A 16,634-nucleotide genomic window follows, 5' to 3' on the forward strand; every position below is an offset into this window, starting at 1 on the left:
GTTTCCCGCCCTCACCCGCCGCTCGCTGCGAATCTGGCGCCAATATGGTGTTTTCTGGCTCGGCGCGATCGTCGTCGGCCTCGCTGCCGTACTGTACGCCCGGTTGATCGACTGGGGTTACGAGACCTTCCGTGCGATGCGCGATCACGCCGTCTGGCTGCCGCTGTTGCTGACGCCGGCGATCGCCGCGATGTCGGTATGGATCACGCGGCGCTTTTTTCGCGGCGCCGAGGGCAGCGGCATCCCGCAGGTGATCGCGACGCTGCATGCGCGCCCGAGCGCATTTGGCGCCCGGCTGCTGACGCTGCGCATCCTGTTCGGCAAGGTGCTGATCTCGTTCCTCGGCATCCTGGGCGGCTTCACGATCGGCCGCGAGGGGCCGACGGTGCAGGTCGGCGCGGCGCTGATGTTCAACCTGCGGCGCTTCTACCCGCGCTCGAACGCGCAGATCGAACGCCAGCTGGTGCTGGCCGGCGCGGCGGCCGGGCTGTCCGCCGCCTTCAATACGCCGCTCGCCGGGATCGTGTTCGCGATCGAGGAGCTGACCCGCAGTTTCTCCGCGCGCGCCAGCGGCGTACTGATCACCGCGATCATCCTCGCCGGCGTCGTCGCGCTCGGCCTGAACGGCAACTACACGTATTTCGGCACGATCGACACCGGCCTCCATTTCCCGAAGCTGCTGGCGGTCGCGGTGCTGGTCACCGCGATCGTGACGGGCATCGCGGGCGGCCTGTTCTGCTGGCTGCTGCTCAATACGGGCCGCTGGCTGCCCGCGCGACTGCTGGGCCTGTATCGCGAGCGGCCGATCACGTTCGCCGCGCTGTGCGGCTTCACGATCGCCGTCGTGGGCCTCGTATCCGGCGGCACGACGTTCGGCAGCGGCTATGCGGAGGCGCGCGGCCTGCTCGACGGCAGCCAGCAGCTGTCGGTGTTCTATCCGTTCCTGAAGATGATCTCGATGGTCGCGTCGTACCTGCCGGGCATCCCGGGCGGGATCTTCGCGCCGTCGCTGTCGATCGGCGCCGGCTTCGGCAACCTGCTGCATACCGTGTTCAGCAACATGAGCCTGCCGATGCTGATCGCGCTCGCGATGGTCGGCTATCTTGCCGCCGTCACGCAATCGCCGATCACGTCGTTCGTGATCGTGATGGAAATGATCAACGGTCATGCGCTGGTGATTTCGCTGATGGCGACCGCACTGGTATCGAGCCGCGTATCGCGCTTTTTCGCGCCGCCGCTCTACGAAACACTCGCGCAGCGCTATCTCGCGCCGCCCGTCGCGGCCGTCGCGCCAGCTGCGGCCACTGCAGCGGCCGCCGCGAGCAACGTGACCGACGTGACCGAACCCCAGGATGCAAACGCGGCCCCCGCCGATCCGCTCGACACGCTGCGCGATGAAGGCGGCGAGGAGCCGGCCGCCGCCGCGGCCGACAGCCCCGCGCATGCGCCGGCGCCGCACGATGCCGGGCCGGCTGCGACCGACGCGAACGATTCGGCGCAACGGCACGGCCCGCGCGACGCTCAGTAGATCACGACGGGCGCCGGCCGGTAGTAGACCGGCCGCGCCGGCACGACGATGCACCCGGCCAGCGTGATCGCGACGAGCACGATGGCGATTGCGGTTCTTTTCATCGCGCGCCTCCGTCAAGCCCAGTGGCCACGCGTCCAGAACCAGTTCGGGCCGCGCTGGTTCCAATGCCCGGGCACCCATTGCATGCCCACACGCTCGGTTTCCCAGTGGCCGCCGATCCACACGTAGCGGCCATGATCCCAGTGCCAGTGCCCGCGCTCCCACACGTAGCCCACGCGCGTGGCCGGTACGATCTCGTAGCGTACGGGCGGCGGCGCATTCGGCGCGACGACGACGATTTCCTCGGTGCGCACGGCGACCGGCTCCGCGATGACCATACGCCCCTGCGGCGCGAGCACGGGCGTACCGACGAGGATTTCGTCCGCATGCGCGGCGAACGGTGCGGCGACGGCTGACAAGCCCGCGGCAAACAGCGCGAGCGAAACGATACGACGTGAAGCGGTAGAGACGGCCATCACAACCTCCAGGTTGAACAAGTCACGCGAGCGTATTCGTTCAATGCGGGAGAGTCGATTACGGCCGACAGGCGCCGTGTTACGGCGTGCCCGAAAGTGCAACAGGGCGTAAGACGCGCACGGCGGCGGGCGCCGCCGTGCGGAGGGATACGCGCAAGCGTCAGGCTTGCGGGATCTCGATCTTCACTTCGAGGACTTCGAGGTCGTCCTGGCGCTCCAGGCTCACGCGGATGTCATCGTCCGAAATATGGACGTACTTCGAGATGACCGCGACGAGCTCTTTCTGCAGCGCCGGCAGGTAATCGGCCGGCGGCCGGCCGCCGACCCGCTCGTGCGCGATGATGAGCTGCAGGCGCTCCTTCGCGACCGATGCGGACTTCTTCTTCTCGCCGAGGAGAAACGAAAGGATGGACATGGGCGGCCTCCGTTACTTGCTGCCGAAGAGGCGCTGCAGCAGGCCCGGCTTCTGGTAATCGGTGAAGCGCAGCGGCTTGTCCTCGCCGAGAAAGCGCGAGACGACGTCCTTGTACGCTTCCGCGACGTCGGTGCCGTCGATGTGCACGGCCGGCAGACCCTGGTTCGACGCGTGCAGCACGGCTTCCGACTCGGGCACCACGCCGATCAGCTTGATGCGCAGGATCTCGCTGATGTCTTCCAGCGACAGCATCTCGCCTTCGCTCACGCGCTTCGGGCTGTAACGCGTGATCAGCAGGTGTTCCTTGATCGGCTCCTTGCCTTCGGTCCCGCGCTTCGTCTTCGACGACAGGATGCCGAGAATGCGGTCCGAGTCGCGTACCGACGACACTTCCGGGTTCGTGACGATCAGCGCTTCATCCGCGAAGTACATCGCATGCAGCGCGCCGGCCTCGATACCGGCCGGCGAATCGCAGACGATGTATTCGAAGTCCATCGCGACGAGGTCGTTCAGCACCTTCTCGACGCCGTCGCGCGTCAGCGCATCCTTGTCGCGCGTCTGCGACGCCGGCAGGATGAACAGGTTCTCGCACTTCTTGTCCTTGATCAGCGCCTGGTTCAGGTTCGCTTCGCCCTGGATCACGTTCACGAGGTCATACACGACGCGACGCTCGCAGCCCATGATGAGATCGAGGTTGCGCAGGCCGACGTCGAAGTCGATCACGGCCGTCTTGTGGCCGCGCAGCGCGAGGCCCGACGCGAAGCTCGCGCTCGTCGTCGTCTTGCCAACGCCGCCCTTGCCCGAGGTCACCACGATGATTTTTGCCATTTACCCAATACCCTGTGTTCGTCAATGAGAGCCGATCGATCCGGAGCGCACCGCGTGAATCACGTCAGGCGCAGCGGTTCGATCATCAGTTTTTCCTCTTCGAGCCGGATCTGCACCGATTTGCCCAGTACGTCGGCGGGCAGCGGGTTCTCGGTCGTTCGATAGATACCCGCGATCGAAATCAGTTCCGGTTCGAGACACGTGCAGAAAATGCGCGCGTCGTGATTGCCGTGCACGCCCGCTAGCGCGCGGCCGCGCAACGGCGCGTAGATGTGGATATTGCCTTCCGCGATGATTTCCGCACCGTGACTGACCGGCGCGAGCACCACGAGGTCTCCTTTCGCGTAAATCTGCTGCCCCGAACGCAACGGCCGGTCGATCACCAGCGTCTGCCCGCCGGCCTGCAAGAGCGTCGGCGCGGGCTCCGACGGCTGTTCGGGCGCCGCCGCGGCTGCGGGAGCGGCGGCGGTCTCGGCGGCTGGCATAGCCGCCGGTTCCGCTTCGTCGGCAGGTTTCGCGGCCGGCGCGCGGCGATCGCGCGCCTCCAGCAACGGCAGACCGGCTTCCCCCGCCCAGCCCTGCGTTGCCAGTGCGACGACGCCCACCGGGCGCATCCGCACGTCGTTCAGCATCTGCCGGATGTCCGCGAGCGCGACGCGTTCGCCGTCAGCCAGGCGGCGGACGTCGATCGCGACGACATCGTCGGCGAAAAACTCGGGAGTCGCTTCGAAGCGCTTGACCAGTTCGGCACGCAACGCATCGAGATCGGTCGTCTTCACGGTGAACAGCAACGTATCGACCGATCCGCTGCGCAGCTCGAAGAATGGCGATTTTTTAAGCGACATGGACACTCTGCAAAAATTTTTTGCGTATTTTACAGGCGTCCACGCACGCGGCCATTATTTTTGGGACGCGGGGTTGCGGCGGCACGGGCGGACGCGCCACCGGCCAACGGGCAGGCCAGCGGGCGAACGGGCTGTCATCGCGCCGCGCGGCTGGCTATTTCGAGGTCGCGTCAGTGCTTCACCTGCGACACGAACAGCGATTTCATCGCGCCGGGTATGCGCGCGATCGGCGCGTGTTCGCCGGTGTTGCCGAAACCGGCACGCTCGTAGAAGCGGATCGCGTTGCGGTTCGCATCGGCGATCCATGCGTAGACGTCGGTGGCGCCGCGCTCGGCGAGCCATGCGGTGGCCGTCTCCAGCAGCAGCACGCCGCCGCGCAGGTGACGCACCGCATGCGCCACCCACAATTCGCTGACGAACGCGCGCCGATCGGGCGTGTTGTCGAAATACGCGCCGATCATGCCGGCCGGGTGGCCTTCGGTGTACAGCAGGAAAGTCGTCGACTCATCAGAGACAGCGCGCTGCGCGGCAATCGCCGACGCCGCGTCCGTTTCGACGGTCAGCAATTCGGCCTCCGGCGCTTCGCCGGGTGCGTAGGGCTCACGCAGCGATGCGGCGCGGAGTTCGCGATACACACCGCCCTGATCGGCAGCGATACGACGAACGGTCAAGGTCGAACTCATGCAGGCACAGCCCCCTTCGGACAGCAAGCTAGTAGCTTCAACCGAAAGCGGGGCATGAGTCAAATCGTAATTTTCAAATGGCGGCGCGGATCGAAAGGCGGCAGATGTCATCAGCGACGATACGCGCCGCTCGATGTGCAGATGCAGCATCGGTGCATCGACGCGGGCGGGCGAACGGTAAGCGCGATCCCGTGATCCGGCGATTCGCGTCGTTCTCCTTGCGATGCGCGGCCGGCCGGTTTTGACTCGCATTGCATCGCGTTGCCGCGACCGTAATGCTACGTAATATAAGCAGGCGGAAAGCGCGCGACGCCCCTCCTTCGCCAGCCCGGTTATTGCGATGCAACATATGTTGCAGCCCCGTCATACCGGCCTGTGCACGCGGCACGGCGAGCCATTCGTCTGACAAACGCGTCGCCGCCGCGGGCCGATCCGCCGTCGGCGGCATGTTTCAATCGGCGCGTGCCGGCCCCTCCCCGACGCACGTTGCGCGCACCCCGTCGTTTGGAGCGACGCGCCTAGCGCCAGAGTTTGGCAAGCGCGCGCACCCAGTCGTATAACAGGCAGAACCGGGCAGCGATCCGGCGCCGCCGCGCACGCGGCGGACCACGACGATTCGAACAATCTGCATGCGGCCGCCCGCGGGCCGGCCGACTGGAGGGAGACAATGGCAACGACCGACGGATCGGCTTCGGGCTGGTCGGATGGCAAGCGTTACCTGTGGCTGCTCGGCGCGCTGACGATCACGCTGCCGATCCTCGCCGCGCAGCTCGCGCTGTCGACGGGCCTTCACGTGTTCTGGTGGTTCGGTCCGCTGTTCGCGTTCGGCGTGATCCCGATCCTCGACACGCTGATCGGCGACGATCGCGACAATCCGCCCGAAGCCGCCGTGCCGCATCTCGAACGCGAGCGCTATTACCGGTACATCGTCTATCTCGCGACTTTCGTCGAATACGTCGCGTTCTTCACGTGCGTGCGGATCGTCGGCACGCACGCGCTCGCGTGGTACGACTACGTCGGCTTCGCGCTGTCGCTCGGCGCCGCGACGGGCATCTCGATCAATACCGCGCACGAGCTCGGACACAAGACCGACCGCTTCGAACGCTGGCTCGCGAAGATCACGCTCGCGCCCGTCGCGTACGGCCACTTCTACGTCGAGCACAATCGCGGCCATCACGTGCGCGTCGCGACGGCCGAGGATCCGGCGAGCGCGCGCTACGGCGAGTCGTTCTGGGCATTCCTGCCGCGCACGGTGACGGGTGGCATCCGCTCGGCGTGGCGGCTCGAAAAGGCCCGCCTCGAACGGCTCGGGCATTCGCCGTGGACCTGGCGCAACGAAGTGCTGCACGCGTGGGCGATGACCGCCGTCGTGTGGGGCATCGCGATCGCGATGGCCGGCAAGGTCGTGATTCCGTTCCTCGTGATCCAGGCCGTCTACGGCGCGTCGCTGCTCGAAGTCGTGAACTACGTCGAGCACTATGGGCTCGGCCGTCGCAAGCTGCCGAGCGGCCGCTACGAACGCTGTACGCCGCAGCATTCGTGGAACAGCAATCACGTCGTCACGAACCTGTTCCTGTACCAGTTGCAGCGACACGCCGACCATCACGCGAATCCGACGCGCTCGTACCAGGCGCTGCGCCACTTCGACGATGCGCCGCAATTGCCGGCCGGCTACGCGACGATGATCCTGTTCGCGTACGTGCCGCCGCTCTGGTATCGCGTGATGAACCCGCGCGTGGTCGCGCACTATCGCGGCGACATGGCGCAATCGAACATCAAGCCATCGATCCGCGACAGGGTGCTGGCGCAGTATCCGACGGCGGCGTGATCGTTCGGTAAGGATTGTGCGGAAGCCGGCGTGTGCCGCTTGAAACGGTCGGCGCGCCGGCATCCGGTTTGCACGTGCCCGGTGTCGCAGCGACGCCGTCACACCTCATTGAACGTGGCCCTTGCCTGCGGCGCGCTCGACGTGCGCTGCGAACGCCCACGACCGCGATGGCCGCAATCCGCCATGCAATAACCGTCAGGACTTCCGACAGTCGGTTCGTCATCGAGCGGTGGCGGTCGTGATGCAGCGAGCTGCATCGAAGCTGCGGCACGATCGTGCGCGCGGCGGATCGCCATCGTCTCGGCACGATCCGATGCACCGGCAGCCGGCCTGTCGCCGCGGCATCGGCAATCGACGCATTGCATCTGCGACCCAAAACGAAAAACCCCTTGATCCTTCCGGATCAAGGGGCTTCGTATTTTGGCGGAGAGGGTGGGATTCGAACCCACGGTACGGGGAAACCGTACGCCTGATTTCGAGTCAGGTACATTCGACCACTCTGCCACCTCTCCTTCCTTACTGCATTTCGCGGTTGGTCATTCCCGCGAAAGAAGAGATTATAAAACGATCTTTTCTTGGCTGACAAGCCCCCCTCGGCAAATTTTTTTGCGGGGCTTCGGAAGGCCCGCGTTACGACGCCTGTGCCGGCGCGTCGATCCGCTCCATGCCGCCCATGTACGGACGCAGCACGTCCGGCACCGTGACCGAGCCGTCCGCGTTCTGGTAGTTCTCCAGCACCGCGACGAGCGTACGGCCGACCGCCAGGCCCGAACCGTTCAGCGTATGCACGAGCTCCGGCTTGCCTTGCGCGTTGCGGAACCGCGCCTGCATCCGGCGCGCCTGGAACGCCTCGGTGTTCGAGCAGCTCGAGATTTCGCGATAGGTGTTCTGCGCGGGCAACCACACCTCGAGGTCGAACGTCTTCGCTGCCGAGAAGCCCATGTCGCCCGTGCACAGCGTGATCACGCGGTACGGCAGGCCGAGCTTCTGCAGGATCGCTTCCGCGTGGCCGACCATCTCGTCGAGCGCCTCGTACGACGTTTCCGGCGCGACGACCTGCACCATCTCGACCTTGTCGAACTGGTGCTGACGGATCATCCCGCGCGTGTCGCGGCCGTACGAACCGGCTTCCGAGCGGAAGCACGGGGAATGCGCGGTGAGCTTGATCGGCAGCGCGGATGCGTCGACGATCGACTCGCGCACGGTGTTCGTCAGCGAAATCTCGGACGTGGAGATCAGGTATTGCGTGACCGTGTTTTCCGCACCGCCCTTCTCGACGCGGAACATGTCGTCCGCGAACTTCGGCAACTGGCCCGTGCCGTACAGGATCTCGGGATTGACGATGTACGGGGTGTACGTTTCGGTATAGCCGTGCTGCTGCGTGTGCGTGTCGATCATGAACTGCGCGAGCGCGCGGTGCAGGCGCGCGATCGGGCCGCGCAGCATCGTGAAGCGCGCACCGGCGAGCTTCGCGCCCGTCTCGAAATCGAGGCCGAGCGGCGTGCCGACGTCGACGTGATCCTTCACCTCGAAATCGAACTGGCGCGGCGTGCCCCAGCGACGCGCCTCGACGTTGCCGGCTTCGTCCGTGCCGACCGGCACGCTTTCGTGCGCGACGTTCGGCATGCCCAGCATCAGGTCGGACAGGCGCGCCTGGATCTCGCCGAGCTTGGCTTCTCCCGCCTTCATCTCGTCGCCGATTCCGCCGACCTCGGCCATCACGGCCGACGTGTCCTCGCCCTTCCCCTTCATCGCGCCGATCTGCTTCGACAGGCTGTTGCGGCGCGCCTGGAGCTCTTCGGTGTGGGTCTGGATCGCGCGGCGTTCCGCTTCGAGTGCGGAGAACGCGGCAACGTCGAGGGTGTAGCCGCGATCGGCGAGGCGCTTGGCGACGCCGTCGAGGTCTTTGCGCAGCAACTGGATGTCGAGCATGGGAGGACTTGGAAAAATCGTTGTGTAAGACGGGAATTCTAACGCACCCGGCGGCGGCCACGGCGTCGTCCGGACGGACGATGCCGCAAATGGGCGGCCGTGGCGGTATCGTATTGGCAGTCCGCGGCATCGGCGCCCGGAGAATTGCCGCGCGCCTCGCCATGACGGATCGCATCACGCCCGCGCCGTCTGGCGGCAATCGAATCGAGCGGAGCATCGGCTCCGCGTCACAGCCCCTAGGGAATCCGATGAGCATCGAACTCGACAAGGAGCTACGCGATCGCGCGATCGCGTCGCTGCAACGTTATTTCACAGAAAACATGGACGAGCCGATCGGCAACATCCAGGCCGGCGCGCTGCTGCATTTCTTCATCCAGGAAATCGCGCCGGCGATCTACAACCTCGCGATCGCCGACGCGCAGGAACGCCTGCATGCGCGGGTCGCCGAACTCGACATCGAATGCCACGAAGAGCCGTTCGAATACTGGAAGAAACAACAGCCGGGCCGCAACAAGCGCTGACGCATCCGCGGCAGCGCCGTCAGTCCTTCTTGCCGGCCTCGCGATCGAGCTCGCGCAGCCATGCAAGCTTGTCGGCGATCTTCGATTCGAGCCCGCGCGGCACCGGCTGGTACCAGCGCGGCTCGCGCATCCCGTCCGGCAGGTACGTCTCGCCGGCCGCGTACGCGTTCGGCTCGTCGTGCGCGTATCGATACGCGTGACCGTAGCCGAGCTCCTTCATCAGCTTGGTCGGCGCGTTGCGCAGGTGCACGGGCACCTCGCGCGACTTGTCCTGCTTCACGAACGCCATCGCCTGGTTGAACGCGTTGTAGCCGGCGTTGCTCTTCGCCGCGCACGCGAGATAGATCACGGCCTGCCCGAGCGCGAGCTCGCCTTCCGGCGAGCCGAGCCGTTCGTAGGTTTCGGCAGCGTCGTTCGCCACCTGCAACGCGCGCGGATCGGCCAGGCCGATGTCTTCCCACGCCATCCGCACGATGCGCCGCGCGAGATACTTCGGATCCGCGCCGCCGTCGATCATCCGGCAGAACCAGTACAGCGCGCCGTCCGGGCTCGAGCCGCGCACCGACTTGTGCAGCGCCGAAATCTGATCGTAGAAGTTGTCGCCGCCCTTGTCGAAGCGCCGCGCGTTCAGCGTCATCGCGCTGCCGACGAAATCGGCATCGATCGTCGCGACGCCGGCCGACGTCGCCGCCGTCTGCGCCTGTTCGAGCAGGTTCAGGAAGCGGCGCGCGTCGCCGTCCGCGTAGCCGACCAGAGTATCGATCGCCTTGTCGTCGAACGCGAGGCCGCCGAGCGCGATGTCCTGCGCGCGCTTCAGCAACTGGCGCATCTCGTCGTCGCTCAGCGACTTCAGCACGTACACTTGCGCACGCGACAGCAACGCCGAGTTGACCTCGAAACTCGGGTTCTCGGTCGTCGCGCCGATGAAGGTCACGAGGCCCGACTCGACGAACGGCAGCAGCGCATCCTGCTGCCCCTTGTTGAAGCGGTGGATCTCGTCGACGAACAGGATCGTGTGGCGCCCGGTGCGGTTCAGCGTGTCCCTCGCCTGCTCCATCGACTCGCGGATGTCCTTCACGCCGCTGAGCACCGCGGACAGCGCGATGAACTCGCAGTCGAACGCGAGCGCGGTGAGCCGCGCGAGCGTCGTCTTGCCGACGCCGGGCGGCCCCCACAGGATCATCGAATGCGGCTTGCCCGATTCGAACGCGAGCCGCAGCGGCTTGCCTTCGCCCAGCAAATGCGTCTGGCCGATCACCTCGGCGAGCGTTTTCGGCCGCAGCGCCTCGGCGAGCGGACGGCGCGGCTCGACTTGAAACAGGTCGGACATGAACCCTCGCTCCACATCAAACGATGGCGGCCGAACCGGCCGCCGGACCCGACATTATGACAGCCGCACGACGGCGCCGCCGGGCCTGGTGCCTGGTGCCTGGTGCCTGGTGCCTGGTGCCTGGTGCCCGGTGCCCGACGCCCGATGCCCGCGCCCGATGCCCGCGCCTGGTGCCCGCGCCTGGTGCCCGCGCGCAGAAACGACACGGGCCTGCCGTCGCCGGCAGGCCCGTTACGGAAAAGCAGTGCGCGGCGCCCGTCAGCCGTTGATCACGTCCGCGCCCTTCGGCACGACGAACTTGAACGTATCGCCCTTCAGCGACGGGTTCGTCTGGATGTTCGTGAAGGTCAGCAGCGTGACGTTGCCGAACACGTCGTGCAGTTCCATCGCGGCGAGCGTGCCGTTCCGGAAGCCGATGCCGATCCGCTGGAACTGCGTGTCCTGCGCCTTCGGCAACATCTCGAGCCACTCGATGCCGCCCTTCTCGCCGGCATCGCGCAACGTGTAGCTCTTGTCGAGGTCGTTGCTGCCGAACAGGATCGCGGCGGGGCTCGCGCCCAGCGCACCGTTCAGCTTGCGCTCGGTGACCTGGTTCAGGTCGCGGTCGTACACGTAGAGCTTGTCGCCGTCGGCCTGCAGGACCTGCTGATACGGCTTCTGGTACGTCCAGATGAACTTGCCCGGCCGCGCGAACACGAACGTGCCGCTCGAATTGTCGGTGGGCTTCGGCGCGGCCTGCGCGGCGCTCGCGCCCTTGGCCGGCGCCTTGACGATCTGCTGCGTGAAATCGCCCTTCGCCGAACGCACCTGCGACACGAAGGCCTTCAGTTGCTCGGTGCCGCCCGCGAACGCGTGCGTCGCCGCGAGCATCAGCGATGCGCCGGCGAGCGCCGCGCCGAGCCAGCGCCGCGTCGAACGAAGGGACATTGCGAACGAATGTTGCTGCATATAGCGGTTTTCTCCCTGGGTGGCCGGCGCTGCGGGCGCCGCGGACTCATTCCGCGTCGCGCGCCGGCACAAGAATTTCGCGGTTGCCGCTCGACGACATCGCCGACACGAGCCCCGACTGTTCCATCTGCTCGAGCAGCCGCGCCGCGCGGTTGTAGCCGATCCGCAGATGGCGCTGCACGAGCGAGATCGACGCGCGGCGGTTCTTGATGACGATCTCGACCGCCTGGTCGTACAGCGGATCTGACTCGCCGCCGCCTTCGCCGGTTCCCGCGCCGGCCGAGCCCTCGTCGCCGTCGGCGGTGCCGCCTTCGAGCAGGCCCTCGACGTAGTTCGGCTCGCCGTGCTCCTTGAGCTTCTCGACGACGCGATGCACTTCGTCGTCGGAGACGAACGCGCCGTGCACGCGCACCGGCAACCCCGAGCCGGGCGGCAGGTACAGCATGTCGCCCATCCCGAGCAGCGATTCGGCGCCCATCTGGTCGAGAATCGTGCGCGAGTCGATCTTCGACGACACCTGGAAGGCAATGCGCGTCGGCACGTTCGCCTTGATCAGGCCGGTGATCACGTCGACCGACGGACGCTGCGTCGCGAGGATCAGGTGGATGCCGGCCGCACGCGCCTTCTGCGCGATCCGCGCGATCAGCTCCTCGACCTTCTTGCCGACGACCATCATCAGGTCGGCCAGCTCGTCGATCACGACGACGATGTTCGGCAGGCGGCCGAGCGGCTCCGGATCTTCCGGCGTCAGGCTGAACGGGTTCGGGATCTTCTCCTCGCGCTTCGCCGCATCGTCGATCTTGTTGTTGTAGCCCGCGAGGTTGCGCACGCCGAGCTTGCTCATCAGCTTGTAGCGGCGCTCCATCTCCGCGACCGTCCAGTTCAGCGCGTGGCCGGCCTGGCGCATGTCGGTGACGACCGGGCACAGCAGGTGCGGAATGCCTTCGTAGACGCTCATTTCGAGCATCTTCGGATCGATCAGGATCAGGCGCACCTGCTCGGCGGTGGCCTTGTACAGCAGCGACAGGATCATCGCGTTGATCCCGACCGACTTGCCCGAACCGGTCGTACCGGCCACCAGCAGGTGCGGCATCTTCGCGAGATCCGCGCACACCGGCTTGCCGCCGATGTCCTTGCCGAGGCTCAGCGTCAGCGCCGACGAGGCGGCCGCATACACCTCGGAGCCGATGATCTCCGACAGATGCACCGTCTGGCGGCGCTGGTTCGGCAGCTCGAGCGCCATGTAGTTCTTGCCGGGAATCGTCTCGACCACGCGGATCGACACGAGCGACAGCGAACGCGCGAGATCCTTCGCGAGGTTGACGATCTGGCTGCCCTTCACGCCGGTGGCCGGTTCGATCTCGTAGCGCGTGACGACCGGGCCCGGATACGCGGCGACGACGCTCGCCTCGACGCCGAAGTCCTTCAGCTTCTTCTCGATCAGGCGCGACGTGAATTCGAGCGTATCGGCGGAAATCGCCTCCTGCGTCTTCGGCGCGGGATCGAGCAGCGACACCGGCGGCAGCGTCGAATCGCCCGGCAGGTCGGTGAACAGCGGCACCTGGCGCTCGCGCTCGACGCGCTCGGACTTCGCGGGCGTGACCACCGGCGGCACGATCGTCACAGGCTCGTGATCCTCGATGCGCACGCGCTCCTCTTCGACCTTGCCTTCGCGGCGCACCGCCGCGGCCTCGCCGAGCTTGCGGTCGCGCTCGGCCTCGCGGCGCAGCTTCGCGACGTTGACCGCGGACAGGATCGCGCCGCCGACACGCTCGGCGACCGACAGCCACGAGAAGCGGAAATACAGCGACAGGCCGATCGCGAGCGCGATCAGCAGCAACAGCGTGCCGCCCGTGAAGCCGAACGCGTGCGACATCGCGCCCGCGACGGCCTCGCCGACGACGCCGCCGGGCGCACGCGGCAACTGCACCTTCAGCGACCACATGCGCAGCGCCTCGATGCCGTCGCATGCGAGCACGACCAGCACGAACGCAAGGATTTCGGTGAGCCAGCCGATCGGCCGCTCCGGTTCGTCGGGCATCGCGTCGTGACGCGTGATGCGGCGGTAGTTGACGGCGATGCGCCGCCCGAGCGGCACGATCAGCCAGTAGGCCGACAGGCCGAACAGCAGCAGGATGATGTCGGCCGTCCACGCGCCGACGCGGCCGGCCCAGTTCGAGATGTGATCGACCTGGGCGGCGTGCGTCCAGCTTGGATCGCGCCGGCTGTAGCTCAGCAGGGCCATCACCAGAAAGGCGCAGAGCGCGACCTGGAGAATCCAGCGGATCTCCGTGAGGAGCTTCGACATCCGGTGCGGCAACGCCTGTGCCTGGGCGGAATAAGGAGCTTTTGCCATGAATCCGTATAAAGAGGACGGGCCGTGCGCCCGCCTGTCGTTCGATCGCGCTTATTGTAAACGCTGCACCGCGCCGCCAAGTGTAAATGACGGTTACATCACGGGGACGGGGCGCCGAACCGGCGCCGCCCGCGGCCGCAGGCCGGCCGAATGTTCGCCCCTGCGACAACTCGCCGCCGCGCGGCAAACCGCCGCCCGGCGCGCTGCCACGGTACGACGGCGCGCCGCGAAACGCTATCGGCGCGATTGAAACTCTCGTTCGGCAACGCAGCAACGGGGCCTTTATAATGCGCGTCTGATACCCATCTATGACGGCATCCCGGTCAACCGGAGCGTACGGCGAGCCTACCCCGCCCGCCGCGCCGCCTTTTACGGATTCGCACATGTCCACGCCCAAACACGCCAAAGTCCTGATTCTCGGTTCCGGCCCCGCCGGCTACACGGCCGCCGTCTACGCGGCACGCGCCAACCTGTCCCCGGTGCTGATCACCGGCATCGCGCAGGGCGGCCAGCTGATGACCACGACCGACGTCGAAAACTGGCCGGCCGACGCGAACGGCGTGCAGGGTCCGGAGCTGATGGCGCGCTTTCTCGAGCATGCCGAGCGCTTCAACACCGAAATCGTCTTCGACCATATCCACACCGCGAAACTGCACGAGCAGCCGATCCGCCTGATCGGCGACTCGGGCGAATACACGTGCGACTCGCTGATCATCGCGACCGGCGCGTCCGCGCAGTATCTCGGCCTGCCGTCCGAGGAAGCGTTCATGGGCAAGGGCGTGTCGGCCTGCGCGACCTGCGACGGCTTCTTCTATCGCGGCCAGGAAGTCGCGGTGATCGGCGGCGGCAACACGGCCGTCGAGGAAGCGCTCTACCTGACCGGCATCGCGAAGAAGGTCACGGTGATCCATCGCCGCGACAAGTTCCGCGCGGAGCCGATCCTGATCGACCGCCTGCTGGAGAAGGAAAAGGAAGGCGTCGTCGACATCAAGTGGGATCACGTGCTCGACGAGGTGACCGGCGAAGCGTCGGGCGTCACGGGCCTGCGCATCAAGAACGTGAAGACCGGCGCGACGGAAGACCTGCACGTGCAGGGCGTGTTCGTCGCGATCGGCCACAAGCCGAACACCGATCTGTTCCAGGGCCAGCTGGAGATGAAGGACGGCTACATCCTGACGAAGAGCGGCCTGCAAGGCAACGCGACGTCGACGAGCGTGCCGGGCGTGTTCGCCGCGGGCGACGTGCAGGACAACGTGTACCGCCAGGCGATCACCAGCGCGGGCACGGGCTGCATGGCCGCGCTCGACGCGCAGCGCTACCTCGAAAGCCTGCACGACAAGAAGTAAGCCGGAAGCCTTGCCGCGGCGGGCGCTACAATGGCGTCCGCTGCCGCGAAGCGGGCTCGACCGGAAAGCCGCTGCCGCCGCGCAGCGGCTTTTTTTGTGCCCGCGCGCCCGAACGCGCCTGCCCCGTTACCGAATCATGGCGAAGAACCAGCCCCATCCGAGCGATCCCGCGAAGCGAAAGATCGCTGCCCGTCCCGTGACCCCGGCGCCCGAGGCGCCCCCGCCCGCGCCCGATGCGGCCGCGTTACGCGGCCAGGGCCTCGCGGGCCTCGGCGCATTGCGCAAGTCGCTGCAAGGCGAAGCCGATCGTCGCGAACGCGCGCGCGTCGAAACCGCGAAGGCCGAGCGCAAGGCGGAAGCCGACGCGAATCTGTTCCGCAACGAAATCGGCACGATCCGGCCGCTGAACGCGCCGCCGCGCGCGTCGTCCGGCCGCATGCCGCCCGACCCGCTGCCGAAGCAGACGCAGCGCGACGAGGAAGCCGTGCTGAACGCGACGCTGTCCGATGAATTCGATCCGGAGACGCTGCTCGACAGCGACGACTCGCTGTATTACCACCGCCCCGGCATCAGCCGCGACGTCGTGCGCAAGCTGAGGAGCGGTGCGTGGATCGTGCAGGCACAGATCGATCTGCACGGCATGCGGCGCGACGAAGCGCGCGATGCGCTCGCCGAATTCATCCGCGAAGCCGGCAAGAAAGGGCTGCGCTGCCTGCGCGTGATCCACGGCAAGGGGCTCGGCTCGATCGGCAAGGAACCCGTGCTGAAGGGCAAGGTGCGCGCATGGCTCGTGCAGAAGGAAGAAGTCATCGCGTTCTGCGAGGCGCGCGGCCACGACGGCGGTGCGGGCGCGGTGCTCGTGCTGCTGCAGCCGCACCCGGCGCCGGCCGAGCGGGGGCCGCGTGCCGCATCCTAGGCTGACGCTCGCGATCGCGGTACTGGAGGCGATCGCCACGCTGGCTTTCGCGATTTCGGGGTTCATCGAGGCGCGCAAGAACCGCCTCGACTCGGTCGGCACGTTCGTCGTCGCGCTCGCGACCGCATTCGGCGGCGGCACGCTGCGCGACATCCTGCTCGAGCGCCGGCCGTTCTACTGGGTCGTGCACGACGACTACGTGATCGCGATCTTCGTGCTCGCCCTGTTCGCGCCGTTCGTATTGCGGATGCTGTCGCGGCTGTCGGCCGAACGGCTGCTGCTGATCGCCGATGCGATCGGGCTCGGCATCTTCAGCATCTCGGGCACGGCGATCGCGCTCGACGCCGAGATGCCGCGCTTCATCGCGGTGATGATGGGCGTGATTACCGGCGTGGTCGGCGGGATCGTCCGCGACGTACTGTGCAACGACATCCCGCTGATCCTGCGCGATTCGCGGCCGTACGCGACCTGCGCGTTCGTCGGCTGCTGGTTCTACCTGCTGCTCGTGTGGCTGCAGTGCGACTCGGTGTACAGCGTGCTGCTCGCCACCGGCTTCATCCTCGTCGCACGGCTGGCGACGTTCAAGTTCGACGTGCGGTTGCCGCACTGAGCGGCTCGATCCGCCGCCGCGCCCCACCTC

At 66.8% G+C, this 16,634-nt stretch carries 15 protein-coding genes and 1 tRNA gene; 6 read left to right on the forward strand and 10 right to left on the reverse strand.

Annotated elements, in window-relative coordinates:
- The coding region (locus C4B30_RS09275) for a chloride channel protein (protein WP_105132436.1) at nucleotides 1-1,528 on the forward strand (1,528 nt) is incomplete at its 5' end.
- 116 nt (nucleotides 1,529-1,644) lie between these two features.
- On the opposite strand, the gene C4B30_RS09280 is transcribed toward C4B30_RS09275, so the two are convergent.
- The 5 genes from C4B30_RS09280 to C4B30_RS09300 form a co-directional block, all read right to left on the reverse strand.
- Nucleotides 1,645-2,046 (reverse strand): YXWGXW repeat-containing protein, encoded by a 402-nt coding sequence (locus C4B30_RS09280; protein WP_105132437.1) that lies wholly within the window; start codon nucleotides 2,044-2,046, stop codon nucleotides 1,645-1,647.
- 160 nt (nucleotides 2,047-2,206) lie between these two features.
- Nucleotides 2,207-2,461 (reverse strand): cell division topological specificity factor MinE, encoded by a 255-nt coding sequence (minE, locus tag C4B30_RS09285; protein WP_006476634.1) that lies wholly within the window; start codon nucleotides 2,459-2,461, stop codon nucleotides 2,207-2,209.
- A gap of 12 nt (nucleotides 2,462-2,473) precedes the next feature.
- Entirely contained in the window at nucleotides 2,474-3,289 is an 816-nt protein-coding gene (minD, locus tag C4B30_RS09290) for a septum site-determining protein MinD (RefSeq protein ID WP_027783808.1), read from the reverse strand.
- Between the two features lie 59 nt (nucleotides 3,290-3,348).
- Nucleotides 3,349-4,134, reverse strand: a complete 786-nt coding sequence (minC, locus tag C4B30_RS09295; protein WP_105132438.1) for a septum site-determining protein MinC — start codon at nucleotides 4,132-4,134, stop codon at nucleotides 3,349-3,351.
- A 170-nt stretch (nucleotides 4,135-4,304) separates the two neighbouring features.
- A complete protein-coding gene (locus C4B30_RS09300) occupies nucleotides 4,305-4,928 on the reverse strand; it encodes a GNAT family N-acetyltransferase (RefSeq protein WP_227789552.1) in 624 nt (207 codons plus the stop codon).
- A 556-nt stretch (nucleotides 4,929-5,484) separates the two neighbouring features.
- On the opposite strand from C4B30_RS09300, the gene C4B30_RS09310 reads away from it, so the two are divergent.
- Nucleotides 5,485-6,645: an alkane 1-monooxygenase gene (locus C4B30_RS09310; protein WP_105132439.1), complete on the forward strand. Its 1,161-nt coding sequence runs from the start codon at nucleotides 5,485-5,487 to the stop codon at nucleotides 6,643-6,645.
- 421 nt (nucleotides 6,646-7,066) lie between these two features.
- On the opposite strand, the gene C4B30_RS09315 is transcribed toward C4B30_RS09310, so the two are convergent.
- Nucleotides 7,067-7,157 (reverse strand) — tRNA-Ser (locus tag C4B30_RS09315).
- 118 nt (nucleotides 7,158-7,275) lie between these two features.
- Nucleotides 7,276-8,577 (reverse strand): serine--tRNA ligase, encoded by a 1,302-nt coding sequence (serS, locus tag C4B30_RS09320; protein WP_105132440.1) that lies wholly within the window; start codon nucleotides 8,575-8,577, stop codon nucleotides 7,276-7,278.
- Between the two features lie 248 nt (nucleotides 8,578-8,825).
- Between serS and C4B30_RS09325 the strand changes: the two genes are divergently transcribed.
- Nucleotides 8,826-9,098: a DUF2164 domain-containing protein gene (locus C4B30_RS09325; protein ID WP_105132441.1), complete on the forward strand. Its 273-nt coding sequence runs from the start codon at nucleotides 8,826-8,828 to the stop codon at nucleotides 9,096-9,098.
- 19 nt (nucleotides 9,099-9,117) lie between these two features.
- Here the strand turns inward: C4B30_RS09325 and C4B30_RS09330 are convergent, their stop codons facing one another.
- From C4B30_RS09330 to C4B30_RS09340, 3 genes are all read right to left on the reverse strand, one after another.
- Nucleotides 9,118-10,428 carry a replication-associated recombination protein A gene (locus tag C4B30_RS09330; protein ID WP_105132442.1) on the reverse strand — a complete coding sequence of 437 codons (1,311 nt, stop codon included), beginning with the start codon at nucleotides 10,426-10,428 and terminating at the stop codon, nucleotides 9,118-9,120.
- Nucleotides 10,429-10,686: 258 nt separating this feature from the next.
- Nucleotides 10,687-11,376 (reverse strand): outer membrane lipoprotein chaperone LolA, encoded by a 690-nt coding sequence (gene lolA / locus C4B30_RS09335; protein ID WP_027783801.1) that lies wholly within the window; start codon nucleotides 11,374-11,376, stop codon nucleotides 10,687-10,689.
- Between the two features lie 46 nt (nucleotides 11,377-11,422).
- A complete protein-coding gene (locus tag C4B30_RS09340; RefSeq protein WP_027783800.1) occupies nucleotides 11,423-13,732 on the reverse strand; it encodes a DNA translocase FtsK in 2,310 nt (769 codons plus the stop codon).
- A 383-nt stretch (nucleotides 13,733-14,115) separates the two neighbouring features.
- Here C4B30_RS09340 and trxB point away from each other — a divergent pair, with 383 nt between their 5' ends.
- From trxB to C4B30_RS09355, 3 genes are all read left to right on the forward strand, one after another.
- Complete coding sequence (gene trxB, locus C4B30_RS09345) at nucleotides 14,116-15,078, forward strand: thioredoxin-disulfide reductase (protein WP_027783799.1); 963 nt, start codon at nucleotides 14,116-14,118, stop codon at nucleotides 15,076-15,078.
- 136 nt (nucleotides 15,079-15,214) lie between these two features.
- A complete protein-coding gene (locus C4B30_RS09350; RefSeq protein WP_027783798.1) occupies nucleotides 15,215-15,994 on the forward strand; it encodes a Smr/MutS family protein in 780 nt (259 codons plus the stop codon).
- Complete coding sequence (locus C4B30_RS09355; RefSeq protein WP_027783797.1) at nucleotides 15,981-16,604, forward strand: trimeric intracellular cation channel family protein; 624 nt, start codon at nucleotides 15,981-15,983, stop codon at nucleotides 16,602-16,604. Before C4B30_RS09350 ends, C4B30_RS09355 begins: the two co-directional genes overlap by 14 nt.
- Nucleotides 16,605-16,634 lie beyond the last annotated feature (30 nt).

The sequence above is a fragment of the Burkholderia sp. BE12 genome (assembly GCF_002959955.1).
Taxonomy (GTDB): Bacteria; Pseudomonadota; Gammaproteobacteria; order Burkholderiales; family Burkholderiaceae; genus Burkholderia.

Coding starts and splice junctions, on each gene's coding strand:
- C4B30_RS09310 (WP_105132439.1), top strand. CDS start 5,485: ATGGCAACGACCGACGGATCGGCTTCGGGCTGGTCGGATGGCAAGCGT.
- C4B30_RS09325 (WP_105132441.1), top strand. CDS start 8,826: ATGAGCATCGAACTCGACAAGGAGCTACGCGATCGCGCGATCGCGTCG.
- C4B30_RS09300 (WP_227789552.1), bottom strand. CDS start 4,928: ATGACATCTGCCGCCTTTCGATCCGCGCCGCCATTTGAAAATTACGAT.
- C4B30_RS09350 (WP_027783798.1), top strand. CDS start 15,215: ATGGCGAAGAACCAGCCCCATCCGAGCGATCCCGCGAAGCGAAAGATC.
- minE (WP_006476634.1), bottom strand. CDS start 2,461: ATGTCCATCCTTTCGTTTCTCCTCGGCGAGAAGAAGAAGTCCGCATCG.
- serS (WP_105132440.1), bottom strand. CDS start 8,577: ATGCTCGACATCCAGTTGCTGCGCAAAGACCTCGACGGCGTCGCCAAG.
- C4B30_RS09280 (WP_105132437.1), bottom strand. CDS start 2,046: ATGGCCGTCTCTACCGCTTCACGTCGTATCGTTTCGCTCGCGCTGTTT.
- trxB (WP_027783799.1), top strand. CDS start 14,116: ATGTCCACGCCCAAACACGCCAAAGTCCTGATTCTCGGTTCCGGCCCC.
- lolA (WP_027783801.1), bottom strand. CDS start 11,376: ATGCAGCAACATTCGTTCGCAATGTCCCTTCGTTCGACGCGGCGCTGG.
- C4B30_RS09340 (WP_027783800.1), bottom strand. CDS start 13,732: ATGGCAAAAGCTCCTTATTCCGCCCAGGCACAGGCGTTGCCGCACCGG.
- minD (WP_027783808.1), bottom strand. CDS start 3,289: ATGGCAAAAATCATCGTGGTGACCTCGGGCAAGGGCGGCGTTGGCAAG.
- C4B30_RS09330 (WP_105132442.1), bottom strand. CDS start 10,428: ATGTCCGACCTGTTTCAAGTCGAGCCGCGCCGTCCGCTCGCCGAGGCG.
- minC (WP_105132438.1), bottom strand. CDS start 4,134: ATGTCGCTTAAAAAATCGCCATTCTTCGAGCTGCGCAGCGGATCGGTC.